A 19,690-nucleotide genomic window follows, 5' to 3' on the forward strand; every position below is an offset into this window, starting at 1 on the left:
GCTTTGTCCCTAAGTAATTTGTTAATTTCTACAGTCTACAGTCTACAGTCTACAGTCTACAGTCTACAGTCTACAGTCTACAGTCTACAGTCTATGGTCTACAGTCTATGGTCGTTAATCTGTTTTTTTATTTCGTCGCTTTCTGAAAAAGTCGTATACAAACCAGCCCAAAATTACGGCAACAAAATACCAACGATAGGAAACGGGCTCTCCACTTCCTCCAACGGTGGTAAACACCCTTTCCCATCTTGGGCGCCAGCTAAAAAGACCATCTTTGAAGTTGTCAAAACTCATCCATAAAAACACGGGTTTACCAACAATGTGGTTGGCAGGAACATAACCCCATGCACGACTGTCTTCAGAACTGTCCCGGTTATCTCCCATCATCCAGTAATAGTCTTGTTTAAAGGTGTAGGAATTGGTATCCTCACCATTGATGAAAATCTTCTGTCCTGTAACTTTTACATCGTTGTTTTCATAATCCCGGATAATCTTTTTGTACAAAGGGATGGTCCTATGGTTTATTTCCACTGTTGCACCCGCTTCTGGAAGGTAAATTGGGCCAAAGTTATCATTGTTCCATGGGTAGAGATTTGGCTTTTGCGGAAATGCCCCACCATAGTCACCTTTCTCTTCGTTGGTACGCACCACGGAATCTATTTCGGGATTGGCCCTCAATTGGGCAACCATTTCATCGGTCATATTGGCCAAACGGGACAAAGGTCTTTCTTCGGAAAGGGATAAGCGCAATTGCCTGATAACCTCTGTAGGGATGCCTTTAATACCGGTAATGATCTCAATTTGTCCCTTTGGATTTTTATAGGCCCCTTGGATATACGGGGAAAGGCCATTCGCTTGGGCATCGTTCAGGGAATTGGCAAAGTATTTTCTGGAATAGTCTGCCGCATCAACTTCTGCCAAAGCCTTGCTAGAAACCCCTTTTTTGGAAAAAATAGTATAGAAATACATGACTTTGGCACGATCGGACAATTTTAACCTTTCTCCATTTATGTGCACAAAACCGTCGATTACCGCTAGGGAATCACCTGGGGTGCCCACGCAGCGTTTTACATAATTTGATTTCTTATCTATGGGTTTTTTTACTGCTTTATCCGCCCTAAAAAACTGGTATAGGGTGTCGGAAGGCAGACTGAAAACCACAATGTCGTTCTTCTTAACCGTATTAAATCCAGGCAATCGCATATAGGGCAACTGCAGTTTGTTGATCCACGATGTCTTGTAGGTTTCTGGGTCTACGTCGGCAAGGTAGGATCTCTTTTTTATAACCGGTAGGGTATCGTGAACCATGGGTGCCGCCAAAGTGGTCATGGGGACACGTGCCCCATAATGGAATTTGCTCACAAACAGAAAATCCCCAATGCGAAGGGTTCTTTCCAAGGATCCCGTCGGAATCACATAGGGCTGAATAAAGTAGGTATGTACGAAGGTAGCGGCCACAATGGCAAATACAATGGAACTAACCCATTCTCCCAAACCAGTTCTAGGTTTTAGGCTTCTATCTTCTATATAGGTAACATCCTCGGCGTAGTTGACGTAATAGATGTAAAATCCTAGGGTGAGGATAACCGCCCAGGTGTCCACCAATTTGTTCTTGCCAAAACTTCTGATGGTCTCTACCCAGACCACAGGGAACATCAATAAATTAATTATGGGAATGAACAGTAACAGCACCCACCACCAAGGTCTGTTGATGATTTTCATAAGTACAATGCCGTTATAAACGGGAATTGCGGCTTCCCAAGCCTTTCGACCTGCTTTTACATAGAGTTTCCAAGTACCCAAAAAGTGTATGACCTGAATGATCAAGATAAAAATGATCCACTGTGTACCGTCCATAAAAAGTTTATTTGTGAGACTTAAAGTCCAGCTTGTTGTTACTTAGTTAAGTGAGATTTAACACATCTTTCATTGAAAAAATGCCCTTTTTTTCCCGAATCCATTCTGCTGCGATTACTGCCCCCAGTGCGAATCCTTCGCGGTTATGGGCAGTGTGCTTTATTTCAATGTCATCTACCTTGCTTCCATAGGAAATGGTATGGGTTCCGGGCACGGTTCCTTCTCGTTTAGAATGAATTGGAATCGTATATGCATCTGCTTCATCCAATTTCCAATTGTCATAACCCGAATTTGAAATAATACCTTCGGCGAGGGTAATCGCAGTTCCGCTTGGTGCATCCAGTTTTTGGGTATGGTGAATTTCCTCCATAGCAACCTTGTACTGATCCAATCCTTTCATCATTTTGGCCAAATAGGCGTTCAGTTCAAAGAACACATTCACCCCCAAACTAAAGTTTGAGGCATATATGAAAGCACTTTTTTCCGCCTTGCAAATAGACTTGGCCTCGTTGAATTTATCCAACCACCCCGTGGTTCCTGAAATCACAGGAACACCATTTCTAAAACAGTTTGTGATATTGGCAAAGGCCGCATCCGGGGTGCTAAAATCTATGGCTACATCCATACTCCCATACGGAATTTCAGTAGTGTCCACATCTACCCGGGCAATTATGTTGTGACCTCTTTCTTGGGCTATTTGCTCAATCATTTTTCCCATTTTGCCATAGCCGAACAGTCCAATATTCATATATCAATATTTTATGACCAAGGCCAGTCCATAATTGGGTTTATTGGTCAGGGGATTAAGGTCTAAATATGGTTGAAAGTCGATGACCAAGTCGTCATCTACATTGTATTGTTTTAAGTGGGAATCCACATTGGCATCAATGATGTTCAGCGCATAGAGCGCGATGGTGATCAACAGCGCCAAATCCCGGTCCCGTTGTGTGCTTTCCTGTGCATCTTGTAAAGCTTCCAAGGAAATATCAGGTCCTTCTCCATCGCCGGTGATATCAAAAAACTCATCTTCCAGACCTACCCGCCTTCTTTTAAATGCGTCTCGGGCCCTATTGTACTCCGTGTTGTTAAAGGAATAGGCGTAAATCCCCGTTCCGATGGCTCCCCAAACTAAAGGGGCCTTCCAGTACCGTTTGTTATAGATTTGCCCAAGACCCGGAAATATGGCGGAATAAAACGCGGCCTTACTTGGCGCCAGCGGGTTGATTTTCTTTTTTTCATAGGTCACTTCCTCAATGGTAATGCCTTTACCTTCGAGATCTTGTGCCAAAGAGTCAATTTCGGGTGGGGGCGGTTGGATTTCATCCTCTTGGGCAAAGGAGAAGTTCAACAGAAAAACGAAAAAGCCCCAAAAAAGAAGGTTTTTACTCACCTGTAAGTAATTTTTTTAGACGCTGGAATTCTTCCTTGGAGTGAAAAGGAATAACGATTTTACCTTTCCCATTGGAGGAGGTGGTTATATCTACCTTGGTGGAAAGATGCGATTTTAACGTATCGATTCCTTTGGTTACAAAATTGGGAACCTCTTTTGAGGTCGTTGACTTTTTGCTCTTAACGCCATCTCCTTTGGATGTCTTGTAGGATTGGACCAATCGTTCTGTTTCCCTCACGGACAATCCTTCGGAAACAATTTTTTCGTAAATGTTGATTTGATCCTTCTTTTTATCGATGTTGATGAGCGCCCTACCGTGCCCCATGCTAACAAAACCGTCACGCATTCCCGTTTGAATTATGGGATGCAACTTTAAAAGTCTAAGGTAATTGGTGATGGTGGAACGCTTTTTGCCCACCCGGTCACTCAATTTTTCTTGGGTCACCTGTATTTCATCAATCAGGCGTTGGTAGGACAAGGCTATTTCGATGGGATCTAGGTCTTGGCGCTGGATGTTCTCCACCAAGGCCATTTCCAAGGATTCTTGATCATTGGCAATTCTTATATAGGCCGGGATGGTTTCCAGCCCTACCATTTTGGAGGCCCTAAAACGACGTTCCCCGGAAACCAATTGGAATTTGTTGAAATCCAGCTTTCTAACGGTAATCGGCTGAATTATACCCAATTCCCTTATGGAACTTGCCAATTCCTTAAGCGTGTCGTCATTGAAGTTGGAACGCGGCTGAAAGGGATTGACCTCGATGGATTCAATATCCAGTTCAACTACATTTCCTATGACCTTATCCGCATTTTTATCCGAAACAGATTGGATATCGTTCTCCGGATCTTTTAATAGTGCGGACAGACCTCTTCCCAAAGCCTGTTTTTTGGTTGCTTTCGCCATTTAAACTTTCTCCTTGTTTTTCTTCAATATTTCATTGGCCAGGTTGAGGTAATTGGTAGCTCCTTTGCTACTGGCATCATACTTAATAATGCTTTCCCCATAACTTGGCGCCTCGCTAAGCCTAACGTTCCTTTGGATAATGGTATCGAAAACCATATCCGCAAAGTGTTTTTTTACTTCTTCCACTACTTGATTGGAAAGTCGTAGTCTTGAATCGTACATCGTGAGCAACATACCCTCAATATCGAGGTCGTTGTTGTGTATTTTCTGTACGCTTTTTACCGTATTCAGCAGTTTTCCAAGTCCTTCCAAGGCAAAGTACTCACATTGAATCGGAATCATTACAGAGTCTGCAGCGGTTAGGGCGTTTAGTGTCAATAAACCTAGTGAAGGTGCACAGTCGATCAGCACAAAATCATAACGGTCACCCAAAGCTTTAAGGGCTTCCTTGAGCATATACTCCCTATTGTCCTTGTCCACCAATTCAATTTCAATGGCCACAAGGTCAATATGGGCCGGAATAAGGTCCACATTAGGGGAATCCGTTGGTATGATCACATCATCCACACCTTGGGTATGCTCCAGCAATTGGTAGGTTCCCTTTTCTACCCCATCAACATCAATTCCCAATCCAGAAGTAGCGTTGGCCTGGGGGTCTGCATCGATCAACAACACCTTTTTTTCCAGCACGCCAAGAGAGGCAGCTAGATTTACTGTAGTCGTTGTTTTTCCAACACCGCCCTTTTGATTTGCAATAGCAATAATTTTGCCCATTTCATAGTAAGTTAGGGGCTAAAAATACGATTATTTAAGACGCTAAAAAATGTATTTTGTTAACAGAAGGTGAATAACCTTAACATGTGGAGTTAAAGAAAGTTAAAGTTGTATATGCGAGGGTATTATGAAGCCCTAATCCATCAAAATCTTTAAGATTTCGATAGCTGCTTCACTGATTTTGGTACCAGGGCCAAAGACCGCAACTGCACCATGTTCCATCAAGTGGTTGTAATCCTGTTTTGGAATAACTCCCCCAACAATGACCATGATGTCTTCCCTTCCGTGGCTTTTGAGTTCTTTTACCACTTCCGGAACGAGGGTTTTATGTCCGCCGGCCAAGGAGGATATACCAAGTACGTGCACATCGTTTTCGATGGCTTGCTTGGCCACTTCGGCTGGAGTTTGGAACAAAGGCCCGATGTCCACATCAAACCCAAGATCGGCATATCCTGTGGCAACAACTTTGGCCCCGCGATCATGACCATCCTGCCCCATTTTGGCCACCATTATCCTGGGTCTTCGTCCTTCGTCCAAAGCAAATTCGTCTGCCATCTTTCTGGCCTTCTCGAAACTTTGGTCATTTTTGATTTCTTTGGAATACACTCCGGTAAACGATTGAATTTTTGCTTGGTAACGGCCAAAGGCCTTTTCCATGGCATCACTGATTTCACCTAAGGAAGCCCTTTCCTTGGCGGCCTCCACGGCTAAAGCTAGCAAATTTCCACGATCAGCATCGTTTTCCATGGCCTTTTGGGATGCTTCGGTAATGTTTTGCAATGCCTGGCCCACTGCTTCCTCATCCCTAGAAGCTCGAATTTTTTGCAGCTGTGCAACCTGTTGTTTTCTTACCTTATCATTGTCCACTTCCAGAATTTGCAGCTCGTCCTCATCCTCAAGTTGGTATTTGTTGACCCCAACAATGGCGTCTTGTCCGCTATCAATCCGAGCTTGTTTTTTGGCCGCAGCTTCTTCGATTCGCATTTTGGGAATACCAGCTTCAATGGCCTTGGTCATTCCGCCCAATTTCTCAACTTCCTGGATAAGCTCCCATGCTTCCTCAGCTATATCTTGGGTCAATTGTTCCACGACATGGCTTCCGGCCCAGGGGTCCACGGTTTTTGTAATATGGGTTTCCTGTTGCAGATAGATTTGTGTGTTTCTGGCAATCCTGGCTGAAAAATCCGTTGGGAGGGCAATGGCCTCATCCAAGGCATTGGTATGCAGACTTTGGGTGCCCCCAAATGCTGCCGCCATGGCTTCGATGGTTGTCCGGGCCACATTGTTAAAGGGGTCTTGCTCCGTTAAACTCCAGCCACTGGTCTGGCTATGGGTTCGAAGCATCAACGATTTTTCATTTTGGGGTTCGAAGGCTTTTACCAATTTGGCCCAAAGCATACGTCCGGCCCTCATTTTGGCAATCTCCGTAAAATGGTTCATTCCAATTCCCCAGAAAAAGGACAATCGCGGAGCAAAATCATCTATTTTGAGCCCAGCTTTTATTCCGGTCCGAATGTATTCAACTCCATCAGAAAGGGTATAGGCCAATTCCATTGCGGCAGGTGCCCCGGCCTCGTGCATGTGATACCCCGAGATGCTAATGCTGTTGAAACGGTGCATATTTCGACTTGTAAATTCGAAGATGTCCGCGACCAACTGCATGGAAGGTGCTGGTGGATAGATGTAGGTGTTTCGCACCATAAATTCCTTCAGAATGTCGTTCTGGATGGTGCCTGAAAGTTGCTTCATGGATACGCCTTGCTCCAAGGCGGCAACAATATAAAACGCCATAATGGGGATAACCGCCCCGTTCATGGTCATGGAAACCGACATTTTATCCAACGGAATCCCATCGAAAAGCACCTTCATGTCCTCAACGGAATCGATGGCCACACCTGCCTTCCCAACATCCCCGACCACACGTTCGTTATCGCTGTCGTAACCTCTGTGGGTAGGAAGGTCAAACGCTACGGAGAGCCCTTTTTGGCCCGCTTCCAGATTTCTCCGGTAAAAGGCATTGCTTTCCTCGGCGGTGGAAAATCCTGCGTATTGCCTTATGGTCCAAGGCCGTCGCACATACATGGTGGAATAGGGTCCGCGCAGAAAGGGAGGGATGCCCGCAGCAAAATCGGCAAAATCGGGTTTGGTGGTTCCAACTTCGCTGGATGAAGAACCGGATACCAATTGGAGCTTGCTTACATCTTTCCTACTCATTGTCCAATCTTTTTTGTTCCACTTTTTCCGCCAGTCGCTTTTCTATAATCGGTTCCAGAATCGTTTTTCTCGGATGGGTCTTTGTAAACGGATAGAGCTCCATTTCATCCTTCATGCGGTCCATTGGGTTTTGGTATTTGTTGGTACCCAAAAGCGTAATTTCACCTTCATCGAACAGCAATTGCTCTTTGGCCGCACTTTCCTTGATCTTCCGTTGAATATTGCCCTTTTTCAGTTCTCCTAGAAATCCTCCAGATTGTTCAATTTGCTTAAACAAATCAAGGCTTTTTTCAGCCAATTGTTGGGTGAGGGATTCTATATAATAATTGCCCTCAGCCACTTTGTCCCCGTGTTCAAAATAGCTTTCCTCCTTTAGGAGCACGGCTTGATTTCTCGCGATTCTATCGGCAAATTTATTGTCCTTGTGGTATATGGCATCGTAGGGTAGATTGCACAAAGTATCTGCTCCCCCCAAAATAGCAGACATGCACTCGGAGGTTGTTCGGAGTAGGTTCACGTTGTAATCGTAAAGTGTTTTGTTCCTTTTCGACGGAAGCGCCAAAATGTGGCAATCCGACTCAAGTCCGTAAGCTGGGGCAATGGATTTCCAGAGCCATCGCAATGCCCTTAATTTGGCTATTTCAAAGAAATAGTTTCCCCCCACAGCTACTTTAAAGGCAAGGGTCGTGGATTTTAGCGCAGCTACGGTGGTTTGCTTGCTAAAAAGATTCAAATATTCGTTGGCGTGCGCAAGGCCGTAAGCCAGTTGCTGTACCATATTGGCTCCTGCATTTTGGTATAAGGATACATCAACCCCAAGTACAATTCCGACCTCTTGTTCCACGGACCAACTGAATATTTTCTCAAGCAACCCATGGTCTTTTTCCAAATTCTGGTACCAATTCCCAGTTCGGGCCAGATTTCCAATGAGATCTATATGAAAAAACCGGGAACCCCCTTTGCTCTTTAAGAATTCAAATAATTGTTTTGTGGTAACTCCATCAATGGGTTTAAAGTTAAAGTGAAGAGGCGTTTTCGCTATATCAATGCCTTGAAACAAAAGGGAAAAATCCAAATCCCCTTGAGGAATAGTCAATATGAGGCTCTCCGCCCCCCTTTGAAGAAGGTCGTGCATTCGTACATTGGCCTTTTTTGCATCGCCAGCATAGATGGTTTGTGCAATTTTCCAGCCTTGGGTGCGGGACAGTTGGAATGTTTTTAGATTTTGAAGGTCATCGGGATGGTAAAAGGGCTTGACCTTGATACCTTCCAATGATTCCCAAACCAAAGATTCGTTATAATCCGCTCCCTTTAGATCAAATTGGATCTTATGTTTCCATTGCTTAGAAGAAACTGAAGGGAATTCATCAAACAAATTTGGGCTATCCATCTTTTTTTGTCTTAAGACTGTCTTCATATTCAATCAGGAAGATTTCTTCCTTTTCCTTCTTCATATAGTACTTTTCCCGGGCAAATTTTTCCAATTCCTCCTTGTCCGACAATTTGTCCAAAATCGATTTGTCCTTGTCGATCTCCCCCTCGAGAAACTCCTTTTGCTTTTCAAGTTTTTTTATTTCCTGGTTCAACTCCCTATGAATGAGCAGGGAATTGGCATCAAAGAAAATCATCCAGATTACAAAAACGGTCAGTACCAGAACATAGATGTTCCGCATAAACTTGAACCACCGTTTGTTGTATATATCTTTTAGCCCCATATCAGCCCAGCCTTTCGTTAATAATGGTTCGGACCATATCCACGGCCACGGTATTGTAATGGTTATTGGGGATGATGATGTCAGCGAATTCCTTGGAGGGTTCGATAAATTGCTCGTGCATCGGTTTTACCGCAGTTTGATACCGGGTCAAAACCTTTTCCAAATCATGTCCCCGTTCTTTGATATCCCTTTGCAACCTTCTGATAAGACGTTCATCAGAATCGGCATGCACGTAGATTTTGATATCGAACATATCTCGAAGCAAGGGATTGCTTAGCACCAAAATACCTTCAACTATCATCACCTTCCTGGGTGGGGTTAGAATAGTGTCTTCCAATCGGGTTTCTTCCACAAAGGAATACATGGGTTTTTGTATCGACTTCCCTTCCTTTAACTGTTGCAAATGGGAGATGAGCAGTTCAAAATCAATGGAATTAGGGTGGTCAAAATTCACTTTTCCCCGCTCTTCTTTGGTGAGATGGGAAAGGTCGTTGTAATAGGAATCTTGGGAAATGACACCAACTTCATTTTCAGGCAGTTCCTCAACTATTTGATTAACTACGGTAGTCTTACCGCAACCAGTACCACCGGCGATACCCAAGATTAGCATAAATAATAATTTTAATGTCAAAAGTAAGCAATTGATAAGATTTTCTATGTTCCGTTCCCATTGCATAGTTAGTTGACTTTGGCGTAAAAACGAATGACCATTGTCATGAATCCTGAAAGGAAATAGGTATAGTTTTGTTCTGGAACACAGCTTTAACCTTATATTTATATAGCTAACAAATGAGTACTTTCTTTATGGAAAAATCCTTTACCATTAAGGTTGATGGACAACCGGATTTTCACTTATCCGAGGACGATATAACTGCCCTTGACCTCCTTAAAACCCATGGAGGTCATTATCATTTGCTGAAGGATGGGACTTCATACCATATACAAGTGGCAAGTTCCAATATTAATGACCGGACCTATACGCTTATGGTCAATGGAAGTGAATACCAAACTAAAATAAACACTCCCTTGGATGCACTTATCCAAAAGATGGGCTTTGCCACCGAGGGAACAAAGAACATCAATACCATTGTGGCCCCAATGCCCGGATTGATTCTGGACATCTCGGTAAAGGAGGGGCAGGAGGTTGAGGAAGACGATGCTTTGGTCATTCTTGAAGCCATGAAAATGGAGAACATTATCTCTTCCCCACGCGCAGGGACCATCAAAAAAATTGCAGTAAAGCAAGGTGATGCAGTAGATAAAAGTCAATTGCTTATCGAATTTGAATAAACGTACTATGAAAAAAATACTGGTTGCCAATCGTGGAGAAATTGCCATTAGGGTCATGCGGACGGCAAAGAAAATGGGGATACGCACTGTGGCGGTCTTTTCTGAAGCGGACAGAAACGCTCCCCATGTCCAATTTGCGGATGAAGCGGTTTGTATTGGTGAAGCTCCTTCTAATCAATCGTACCTGCTCGGTGACAAAATTATTGATGTAGCAAAAGAACTACAGGTGGATGGAATCCATCCAGGTTACGGGTTTTTAAGCGAGAATGCCGACTTTGCCGATGCGGTGGAGAAGAAGGGGATCACCTTTATTGGCCCCAAATCCAAGGCCATTAGGGTCATGGGTAGCAAGCTTGCTGCAAAAGAGGCGGTGAAGGCCTATGACATTCCCATGGTACCCGGAATCGATGAAGCCATTACCGATGTGGCGACCGCCCATAAAATTGCAGATGAAATAGGCTACCCCGTTTTGATCAAGGCCTCCGCAGGAGGAGGTGGAAAAGGGATGCGGATTGTTGAGAAAAAGGAAGACCTGGAATCGGGGATGGAAAGAGCCATCAGCGAGGCCACATCCGCATTTGGGGACGGTTCCGTTTTTGTTGAAAAATATGTGACCTCCCCAAGACATATAGAAATTCAGGTGATGGCCGATACCCATGGTAATGTCCTTCACTTTTTTGAACGGGAGTGTAGTGTGCAAAGACGGCATCAAAAAGTAGTGGAAGAGGCACCATCGTCCATATTAACCCCGGCCCTTCGAGAAGCCATGGGGGTGGCCGCGACCAAAGTGGCCAGAGCCTGCGACTATGTGGGAGCGGGAACCGTGGAGTTTTTAATGGATGCCGACCTCAATTTTTACTTCCTTGAAATGAATACTAGATTACAAGTGGAGCATCCTGTAACCGAGATGATAACTGGGGTCGATCTTGTGGAACTCCAAATAAAAGTAGCTCGGGGTGAAATACTTCCCATGAAGCAGGAGGACCTGCAAATCAATGGACATGCCATGGAACTAAGGGTGTATGCCGAAGACCCTATGAACGATTTTCTACCTAGTGTCGGAAATTTGGAAACATATCAGTTACCTGTCGGGGACGGAATTCGGGTCGATAACGGCTTCGAGGAAGGGATGAATGTCCCCATTTATTACGACCCGATGTTGTCCAAGCTAATTACCTATGGTAAAACCAGGGAAGAAGCGATCGGGTTGATGTTGGTGGCCATTCGGGATTACAAAATAAAAGGAGTACGTACCACCTTACCTTTTGGAGCTTTTGTGATGGAGCACGAGGCTTTCCGCTCAGGGAATTTTGATACGCACTTTGTAAAAAATTATTATTCCCCTGAAAAGATTATGGAGAAAAACAAGGCTGAAGCAGAAATTGCTGCCCTTATGGCCCTGTACCAATATTTAGAGGATCAAAAAATAATTAAGCTACCCACAAACTAAACGCATGGATTCCAAGATAAAAACCTTAAATGAAAAATTGGCCGAGGCCCGTTTAGGAGGCGGCGAAAAACGGATAGAAAAACAGCATCAAAAGAAAAAACTCACAGCACGGGAGCGTGTCCATTATCTTTTAGATGAAGGATCTTTTGAGGAAATGGGAATTTTGGTCACGCACCGAACCACCGATTTTGGCATGGACAAAGAAGTGTATTATGGAGATGGCGTGGTTACCGGCTATGGAACCATCAACGGCAGGTTGGTATATATTTACGCCCAGGATTTTACCGTTTTTGGAGGGGCTTTGTCCGAAACCCATGCAGAAAAGATTTGTAAGGTGATGGATTTGGCCATGAAGGTGGGTGCGCCCATAATCGGCCTAAACGATTCAGGGGGTGCCCGGATACAGGAAGGAGTAAAGTCTTTGGGGGGTTATGCGGACATATTTTATAGAAATGTACAGGCCTCCGGGGTTATTCCGCAGATTTCAGCAGTGATGGGTCCTTGTGCAGGAGGGGCTGTATACTCACCCGCCATGACCGATTTTATTGTGATGGTGGAAGAGACAAGTTATATGTTTGTAACAGGCCCAAACGTTGTAAAAACAGTTACTAACGAGGAAGTTACCTCGGAAGAACTCGGAGGCGCGAATACCCATGCCAGTAAATCCGGAGTGGCCCATAAAATTTCGGCCAACGATGCAGCTTGCTTGGATGATATCCGCGCCTTGTTGGAATATCTACCCCAAAACAACAAGGAAACCCCTAAAAAGTTGGAATTTCAATTGGGTGATGAGGTCAGGGAAGTCCTTTCCAATATTGTTCCCGATAATCCCAACAAACCCTATGACATGCACGATGTGATCAATGGCATTATTGATGACGATTCTTTTTATGAGATCCATAAGGATTATGCAGAAAATATTATTGTAGGCTTTGCTAGGTTAGGGGGTAGGAGTGTTGGTATTATTGCCAATCAGCCCATGTTCCTAGCCGGGGTATTGGGGGTGAAAAGTTCCAGAAAGGCTGCCCGGTTTACCCGTTTTTGCGATGCTTTTAATATTCCATTATTGGTCTTGGTGGATGTGCCCGGATTCCTGCCTGGTACCGACCAAGAATGGTCAGGAATTATAATGCACGGCGCCAAACTACTTTATGCCCTTAGTGAAGCGACAGTACCTCGGGTGACAGTTATTACTAGAAAGGCCTATGGTGGAGCGTATGACGTGATGAATTCCAAGCATATTGGGGCTGATTTCAACTTTGCCTGGCCCAGCGCGGAAATTGCTGTAATGGGGGCCAAAGGTGCCAGTGAGATAATTTTCAGAAGGGAAATAGCGGCTGCAGATGACCCGGCCGCCAAGCTTAAAGAGAAAGAAACAGAATATGCCGATAAGTTCGCCAATCCGTACCGCGCTGCTAGACGTGGTTTTATCGATGAGGTGATTCTTCCGAAAGATACCAGACGAAAGTTGCTGAAAGCCTTCGCCATGTTAGAGAAAAAGGAAGTGGTGAGCCCTAGAAAAAAACATGGGAACATTCCCCTATAAATCGTTGACGTAGCAATGGGTGTTCAAAAAATATTCTTTTTTTGATGTAGTGTGATTTGACAGCGCTCGACCAGAAAATGGAAAATTTGGAGTTACCTCAAAAAAACGGTTTTTCCTGTTTTTACGGATTCATCCGCGGCGAGAACAACCTTTAGGCTGTTTACCGCATCATTTAGATGATGGGTGAGGTCCCGGTCGTACACAATACAGTCCAAAAGATATTCCTGCTCCAAGAGACAAAGCCCGTCATGATCAGGCTCATCCGCCGTATTGATAAATTCATCACTTTTCGCAAAGTTACCTTCCGAATCAAGGATACTGTGGTGTAATTTCAGACTTCCTGTTTTAGTATGCCCTTCGATATCCTCGGAGGCACCTTTATCCGCATCACTGATGGAAACGCAGCCCTTGGGGCCAATCACGTCCTTGATAAAAAAGGCATTTTCGCTCATCATGGGTCCCCAACCAGCTTCGTACCAACCAACAGAACCGTCTTCAAAGCGCACTTGAAGTTGACCATAATTGTACATATCGGCATCAACCTCATGGGACAATCGCGCCCCAATGGCCGAAACACTTACCGGGTTGGATTGCACCATGGAACACATAATGTCCACATAATGTACCCCACAATCTACAATGGGTGACATGGATTGCATAAGTTGTTTATGGGTAAACCATTGATCCCCCGAACTTTGTTGGTTCAGGTTCATGCGCATGACCAAGGGTTTGCCCAAATGTTGTGCCATTTCGGTAAATTTGGTCCAAGTGGGATGTACTCTTAAGATATACCCGACTACCATCTTTTTTCTCTTTTTCTGGGACAATTCCACCAGTGTTTGTGCCTCTTCCACGGTTAGTGCAAGGGGTTTTTCCACGAACACATGGGCATTGGCTTCCAACGCTTTTTTTACATAGTGGAAGTGGGTATCTGGATAGGTGTTGATGGAAACCACATCCGGTTGAATTGTTTCAAGGGCCTCTTCATAATCTGCAAACGTTGGAAGCCCATTGAGTTCTATGGACAGACGTTCCCGGCTTTTTGCCCCTCTACTTACAAGGCCCACAATCTCAAATCCGTCCAATTTATGATAGGCACGGGCATGGGAGGTTCCCATATTTCCGCAGCCGACGACCAGTGTTTTTAGTGTTTTCATAATCCTTTAGAATACAATCAAATATAGGCATTCAGTTGCTGTTTTGGTTATCTGGGAGATTGGTAATTGTGTTACATTATGTCTAGATAAAGCCGGGTTTGTGAAACTATAAACTTTGACTATAAATGATACTATTAATACTATCATAAAAGCTTCACAGGTCCATCGGGGATGCCTAATTTTGCCCCATGCAAAAAGAAGCCCAAAAACCCAATTTCGAATTTATAGCCTTAATGGCTGCATTGATGTCCATTGCTGCATTGGCGATAGATGCACTTCTTCCTGCAATTTCCAATATTGGTGATGCCATCAAGAGTTACAATTCTACCGACAATCAGTTGTTGGTCACTATGATTTTTTTGGGACTTGGGGTAGGCCAATTGGTGTTTGGCCCCCTTTCCGATTGCTATGGAAGAAAACCGGTGGTTTATCTTGGATTCGTATTGTTCGCTATTGCAAGCGTCATTTGCGTTTGGGCCCCCTCCTTGGAAGTTATGGTGGTGGGTAGGATTCTGCAGGGCATCGGACTTTCAGCTCCCAGAACTTTGGCTATTTCCATTATCAGGGATACCTACAAGGGAGACTATATGGCCAAGGTGATGTCTTTTGTGGTTGCCTTCTTTATTTTGATTCCTGTGGTGGCACCGGCATTTGGTAAGCTTGTTTTGGATGCTTTTGGATGGGAGGCCATTTTCTATATCCAGCTATTTTTTGCCCTTGTAGTGGCACTTTGGTTCTGGAGAAGACAACCCGAAACCTTGAAACCTGAATATAAAATTCCTTTCACGCGACATGTGTTTGTGGATGGGGTCCGGGAATTCTTCAAGTATCGGGATACTGTAGTGTTTACCTTTATTTCAGGGTTGGTCACTGGGGCCTTTTTGGTTTATTTAAGTTCGTCCCAGCATATTTTTGAGAACCAATACGACCTCAAAGAGGCATTTCCATACATTTTTGCCGGCTTGGCCATTTCCATTGGACTGTCTACATTCATGAACGGGACCTTGGTGATGCGATTTGGTATGCGGAAGTTGTCTTTACTGGCTCTTTCCTTTTTTTCGATAATAGCAATTGTCTATGTCTTCCTGTTTTGGGGAACCCCCAACCCTAATATCTATATTTTGGTTGGATTCCTGTCCCTTCAGTTCTTTTGCCTGGGGTTTATGTGGGGGAATTATCGCTCCATAGCCATGGAACCCATAGGGCATATAGCGGGTATTGGGGCCGCAATTAATGGTTTCGTGTCCACCCTACTGGCCATCCCCATCGCAACCTTTATTGGAGATTTTATTGCTGAAAGTGTTTGGCCGCTGTTCGCAGGATTGGCCCTTTGTGGAATAGTTTCTTTGATCATTGTTTTAGCCACAAGAAAGCGCAAGCAAGTGGTGCTTCCAACTAATGTTGTGGGTAAAAGATAATCCCACTACATGAGTCTTCGCTTGATCCCGTTACGGAACTCAGTACATTGGTTTTATCTTGGACCCTTAAAACGCCCATCAAGGCAAACACCAGCGCTTCCTTATAGGCAATCAGTGTCCTGGATGGAGTGGTGACCTTTATTTTCGGTCCCAATTTTTCTTGTAGAACCTCAATAAAAAATGCGTTAAGGGCCCCGCCTCCGGTGACCAGGATTTCTTGGAATTTTCCTGTAGCATGTTGGTGTACCTCCTTGGCGATCTGCTCACAATTGTGATGGATCAAGGTATGCAGCAAATCGCGATGGGAAGCCTTTGTGTCTTCAATTAAAGGGACAACTTTTTCGGAAAACCATTCATACCCCGTTGATTTTGGATGGGGCAGTTGGTAATATTCGAGAGCATTCAGTTGGTTCAATAACTCGGAGTTTTGGCTTCCTGAACGCGCGAGATTTCCATTTTCATCGTAAGCGAGGCCTATTTTTTCAGTAACAAAATTCAAGGGCATATTGGCCATCCCAATATCGTAAGCAATACGTTTTCCATCCTTTTCCAGGGAGATATTGCTGATTCCTCCCAAGTTCAAACAAAAATCATATTGATGGAACAATAGGCTGTCCCCAATAGGAACCAAAGGAGCACCTTGACCCCCTAAGGAAACATCCTTGGTTCGGAAGTCGCAGACCACTTTTTTGCCACAGTTGTCCGCCAACAATTGCCCATTACCCAATTGAAAGGTAAAACCATCTTCTGGTCTATGGTGGGAGGTGTGTCCATGACTGGCCACAAAATCAACTTCCAAATGGGCTTCCTTCAAAAAACTCTTGACTTGTTCGCCCAACCATACCCCATACTCATCATGCAATTGCCGATGTGCTTCATCTGTAAGATGGATGGCATTTTTTAGCCGGTTTCGCATCTTGCTGCCATAGCCAATCTCCTTGGTTTTTTCAATGGAAAATTTCCAGTTTTGACCCTCTTCCCACAAATGACAGTAGGCCAAATCCAATCCATCCAAGGAAGTACCAGACATTAACCCCAATACTTTAAACATTTGCATAGGCTAATTTTTGTTTTGTAGACATTTGAGTTGAATGGGGAGTTTCCCCTGGGCTTTCAATTTACCCTGGAAGTGCTCAAAGGCGATTTCTTGAAATGCCCTAAAATCCTGGTAGACAAATACAAGATTAGAGTTGGTGTCTGCTCCCAAAACATCGGCCACGTATGGGTTTCCGAAAAGATAGACCAAAACGTTCTTGTTGGATAATAGATTCCCCACGAATTCGACGATAGAGGGTTCAAACCCGAATAGCCCTTTTGGTTTTACAGCGGGTGGGAACAAGGCGAGCACAACATTATCTGCAGCCGTAACCGCTTTTTTGATTTCATCCAGATTACCTGTCCCGACATGCCGATAGGGTTCACCTGTATTTTGTTCGATGGCTTGGGAAAAGCTGTTTTCGTCATTTTTGCCCATGACGAGGTTGAGAAATCCGTTTTTTTTCAAAGGGGCAAGGGCATTCGGGTTTCCATAATATTCCGTAAGGGAGCATTGTGCCAAACTTCTATTTAATGCATCTGCGTCCCCGGTGATGATTTGTGTCTCCGTGGTTTTACCTAAAAATGCCTTTTCCTTCAATCCCCAGACCCTTTTAAAACTCTCTTCGATCCGAGTTTCGGAAGCTGCGTTTAATATTTCATCAATCCCTTCTTTTGGGTATTCGGAAAAGCACATCATATCCATCCCCGCCTGGAGTGCAGTTACTTCCAACGTTCCCTTAATCGAATATTTTTTAGAAACGGCGTGCATGTTCAATGCGTCCGAAATTATTACCCCTTTAAAACCAAGTTCTTCGCGTAGGAGGTTGGTGATAATGGGATTGGAGGTGGTGGCAGGGTTTCCAGATGGATCTAAGGATGGTACCGAAAGATGCCCCACCATTACCGAATCCACGCCTTGTTCAACTAACCTTCTAAATGGGAATAGTTCATTGGCCAACAACTCCTCCTTTGATTTGTCAATTACCGGAAGCCCTAAGTGGGAATCCGTGGCCGTGTCCCCATGACCTGGAAAGTGCTTTAACGAATTAAGCACCCCAACACTCGACATTCCTTTGATAAAGGCTTCGGATTTAGTGCTCACTTTTTCTGCATCGTCCCCGAATGAACGATAGCCGATTACCGGGTTTTCCGGATTGTTGTTTACGTCAACTACGGGAGAAAGATTCCAATGCATACCCGCTTTTAAGCAATCCAACCCTATTCGTTTACCTACTTCTACAAGTAGGTCATCTTGTTCTTGTATGGCCCCAAGGGTAATGGCGTAGGGGTAATGCGGGGTGTTCTCAATCCGCATGGCCAACCCCCATTCCGCATCAATGGCAATGAGCAATGGGATTTTTGCAGCCTTTTGATACCGCTCAATAAGTTGTACCAGGCGATCATAACTTTTCTCGTTGTGGACCACCTCTTTTTTGCCTTCAAAATTTGTAGCGGCACTTGCCCTACTGTGGAAGAAACATAGGGAACCGATGTCCAAGGTGCGAATCAGGTGCTCCATTTTTTGGACTTCCTCTTCACTATCGTTGATGAACGCAGCGGGCATAAACAGCTGCCCCACTTTTTGCTTTAAAGACAAACTATTTTTGGCTTCTGTGTACCTCGGCAATGAATTATTCATTGGAATTGGCATTTTTCTTCCCGTAATCGGCAGGGTATTTCAAGAATTTGAGGAGTAGAAAGGCGGGTAGGGCCGCGATAACAACCCAAAGAAAGAAACCGTCATAGCCCAACCATTCCTGGATATAACCACTCAACATTCCTGGAAGCATCATCCCCAAGGCCATAAAGCCGGTGGCAATAGCATAATGTGAGGTTTTGGAGGCTCCCTCGGCTATATAGATCAAGTAAATCAGAAAGGCGGCGAAACCAAAACCATAACCAAATTGTTCCACGACCACAGTGCCCACGACAGCAACGAGGCTGGAGGTTTTGGTAAAGGCCAATAAGGCATAGAGAATATTGGGTAAATTAAGTGACAGCAACATGGGGAGCATCCATTTTTTTAGGCCATCCCGTGAGATTAAAATTCCCCCGATGATACCACCCAGCGAAAGCATGATCACCCCAACCGTACCGTATATTGTTCCAACTGCCTCTGTGGAATAGGCAAGACCTCCGACTTCCTTTGTATCCAGTAAAAATGGTGAGGCCATTTTCACCAATTGTGATTCCCCCAACCGATAAGTGAGAATAAACAAAAGGGCGACCCCAATCTGTTTTTTTCTAAAAAAGGTGGCAAATACTTCCCAAAAATTACCCGGTTTGTCAGTTTTTTGATCCAGCGCCTGCTCAAATTTTGGCGCAGCAAAAAAATTGGAAATCGTTAGCATCAACATGAGGACTGCAGCACAGATCATAGTGAGGGACCAAGCCTTGGTATTATCCCCATATTGGTTTTCCAAATACCCAGCAAAGATGACCAAAAGGCCTTGACCCGTTACCATGGCCAGACGGTAAAACGTACTCCTCATCCCGATGAAAAAGGACTGTTTTTTTTGGGTGAGACCAATCATATAATAGCCATCTGAAGCAATATCGTTGGTGGCAGAAGCAAAGGCGGCCATCCAGAAAAAAGCAAGAGAGACCAAGAAAAAGGCGTTGGTGGGTAATGAAAGTCCTATTCCCAAAAAGGCCAGGGAAACAATCAGTTGCATCGCCAGAAACCATTTTCTTTTGGTGCCATTCAAATCCACAAGGGGACTCCAAAGCGGTTTCAGCACCCATGGCAAATAAAGCCAGCTGGTATACAGACCAATTTCCGCATTACCCACCCCCAAGCGTTTGTACATGATCACCGAAACGGTTACAATTAGGATATAGGGTATCCCTTGGGTAAAATAGAGGATGGGCACCCACACCCAGGCTCCTTTGTCTTTTGCTACACCACTCATTTAAATCTATTTCGTTGCATGCTTA

17 protein-coding genes are annotated in these 19,690 nt (G+C 44.4%); 4 read left to right on the top strand and 13 right to left on the bottom strand.

Features of this window, described 5'->3' with window-relative positions:
- Positions 1-114: 114 nt before the first annotated feature.
- The 9 genes from lepB to udk form a co-directional block, all read right to left on the bottom strand.
- Complete coding sequence (lepB, locus tag M3P07_RS02775) at positions 115-1,857, bottom strand: signal peptidase I (RefSeq protein ID WP_249968369.1); 1,743 nt, start codon at positions 1,855-1,857, stop codon at positions 115-117.
- A 46-nt stretch (positions 1,858-1,903) separates the two neighbouring features.
- Complete coding sequence (gene dapB / locus M3P07_RS02780; protein WP_249968370.1) at positions 1,904-2,605, bottom strand: 4-hydroxy-tetrahydrodipicolinate reductase; 702 nt, start codon at positions 2,603-2,605, stop codon at positions 1,904-1,906.
- 3 nt (positions 2,606-2,608) lie between these two features.
- A complete protein-coding gene (locus M3P07_RS02785) occupies positions 2,609-3,247 on the bottom strand; it encodes a DUF5683 domain-containing protein (protein ID WP_249968371.1) in 639 nt (212 codons plus the stop codon).
- The gene (locus tag M3P07_RS02790; protein ID WP_249968372.1) at positions 3,240-4,151 is read right to left on the bottom strand and encodes a ParB/RepB/Spo0J family partition protein; all 912 of its coding nucleotides are present in this window, start codon (positions 4,149-4,151) and stop codon (positions 3,240-3,242) included. Before M3P07_RS02790 ends, M3P07_RS02785 begins: the two co-directional genes overlap by 8 nt.
- Positions 4,152-4,925: a ParA family protein gene (locus tag M3P07_RS02795; protein ID WP_249968373.1), complete on the bottom strand. Its 774-nt coding sequence runs from the start codon at positions 4,923-4,925 to the stop codon at positions 4,152-4,154.
- Between the two features lie 135 nt (positions 4,926-5,060).
- Positions 5,061-7,139 (bottom strand): methylmalonyl-CoA mutase, encoded by a 2,079-nt coding sequence (gene scpA / locus M3P07_RS02800; RefSeq protein ID WP_249968374.1) that lies wholly within the window; start codon positions 7,137-7,139, stop codon positions 5,061-5,063.
- Positions 7,132-8,529, bottom strand: a complete 1,398-nt coding sequence (locus M3P07_RS02805; RefSeq protein ID WP_249968375.1) for a methylmalonyl-CoA mutase subunit beta — start codon at positions 8,527-8,529, stop codon at positions 7,132-7,134. Before M3P07_RS02805 ends, scpA begins: the two co-directional genes overlap by 8 nt.
- Positions 8,522-8,854: an FtsB family cell division protein gene (locus M3P07_RS02810; protein WP_249968376.1), complete on the bottom strand. Its 333-nt coding sequence runs from the start codon at positions 8,852-8,854 to the stop codon at positions 8,522-8,524. The genes M3P07_RS02805 and M3P07_RS02810 overlap by 8 nt, the downstream gene beginning before the upstream one ends.
- 1 nt (position 8,855) lies before the next feature.
- Entirely contained in the window at positions 8,856-9,464 is a 609-nt protein-coding gene (gene udk / locus M3P07_RS02815; protein ID WP_249968377.1) for a uridine kinase, read from the bottom strand.
- Positions 9,465-9,643: 179 nt separating this feature from the next.
- Between udk and M3P07_RS02820 the strand changes: the two genes are divergently transcribed.
- The 3 genes from M3P07_RS02820 to M3P07_RS02830 are packed head-to-tail and all read left to right on the top strand — an operon-like array spanning position 9,644 to position 13,140.
- Positions 9,644-10,144 (top strand): acyl-CoA carboxylase biotin carboxyl carrier protein subunit, encoded by a 501-nt coding sequence (locus tag M3P07_RS02820; protein WP_249968378.1) that lies wholly within the window; start codon positions 9,644-9,646, stop codon positions 10,142-10,144.
- A gap of 7 nt (positions 10,145-10,151) precedes the next feature.
- Positions 10,152-11,594, top strand: coding sequence for an acetyl-CoA carboxylase biotin carboxylase subunit (accC, locus tag M3P07_RS02825; protein WP_249968379.1), 1,443 nt, complete (start codon positions 10,152-10,154; stop codon positions 11,592-11,594).
- A 4-nt stretch (positions 11,595-11,598) separates the two neighbouring features.
- A complete protein-coding gene (locus M3P07_RS02830; RefSeq protein ID WP_249968380.1) occupies positions 11,599-13,140 on the top strand; it encodes an acyl-CoA carboxylase subunit beta in 1,542 nt (513 codons plus the stop codon).
- Between the two features lie 92 nt (positions 13,141-13,232).
- Here the strand turns inward: M3P07_RS02830 and M3P07_RS02835 are convergent, their stop codons facing one another.
- A complete protein-coding gene (locus M3P07_RS02835; protein ID WP_249968381.1) occupies positions 13,233-14,297 on the bottom strand; it encodes a Gfo/Idh/MocA family oxidoreductase in 1,065 nt (354 codons plus the stop codon).
- A 188-nt stretch (positions 14,298-14,485) separates the two neighbouring features.
- Here M3P07_RS02835 and M3P07_RS02840 point away from each other — a divergent pair, with 188 nt between their 5' ends.
- The gene (locus M3P07_RS02840; RefSeq protein WP_249968382.1) at positions 14,486-15,715 is read left to right on the top strand and encodes a multidrug effflux MFS transporter; all 1,230 of its coding nucleotides are present in this window, start codon (positions 14,486-14,488) and stop codon (positions 15,713-15,715) included.
- Here M3P07_RS02840 and M3P07_RS02845 read toward each other — a convergent pair.
- From M3P07_RS02845 to M3P07_RS02855, 3 genes are read right to left on the bottom strand one after another with little or no spacing between them, the layout of a single operon-like run.
- The gene (locus M3P07_RS02845) at positions 15,693-16,766 is read right to left on the bottom strand and encodes an anhydro-N-acetylmuramic acid kinase (protein ID WP_319946554.1); all 1,074 of its coding nucleotides are present in this window, start codon (positions 16,764-16,766) and stop codon (positions 15,693-15,695) included. The two genes, M3P07_RS02840 and M3P07_RS02845, sit on opposite strands and share 23 nt — an antisense overlap.
- A gap of 9 nt (positions 16,767-16,775) precedes the next feature.
- On the bottom strand, positions 16,776-18,392 hold the full coding sequence (locus M3P07_RS02850) for a glycoside hydrolase family 3 protein (protein WP_249968384.1): 1,617 nt from the start codon (positions 18,390-18,392) through the stop codon (positions 16,776-16,778).
- On the bottom strand, positions 18,385-19,665 hold the full coding sequence (locus tag M3P07_RS02855; protein WP_249968385.1) for an MFS transporter: 1,281 nt from the start codon (positions 19,663-19,665) through the stop codon (positions 18,385-18,387). The genes M3P07_RS02850 and M3P07_RS02855 overlap by 8 nt, the downstream gene beginning before the upstream one ends.
- Positions 19,666-19,690: the final 25 nt, after the last annotated feature.

Source organism: Flagellimonas myxillae, from assembly GCF_023502235.1.
Lineage (GTDB): Bacteria > Bacteroidota > Bacteroidia > Flavobacteriales > Flavobacteriaceae > Flagellimonas > Flagellimonas myxillae.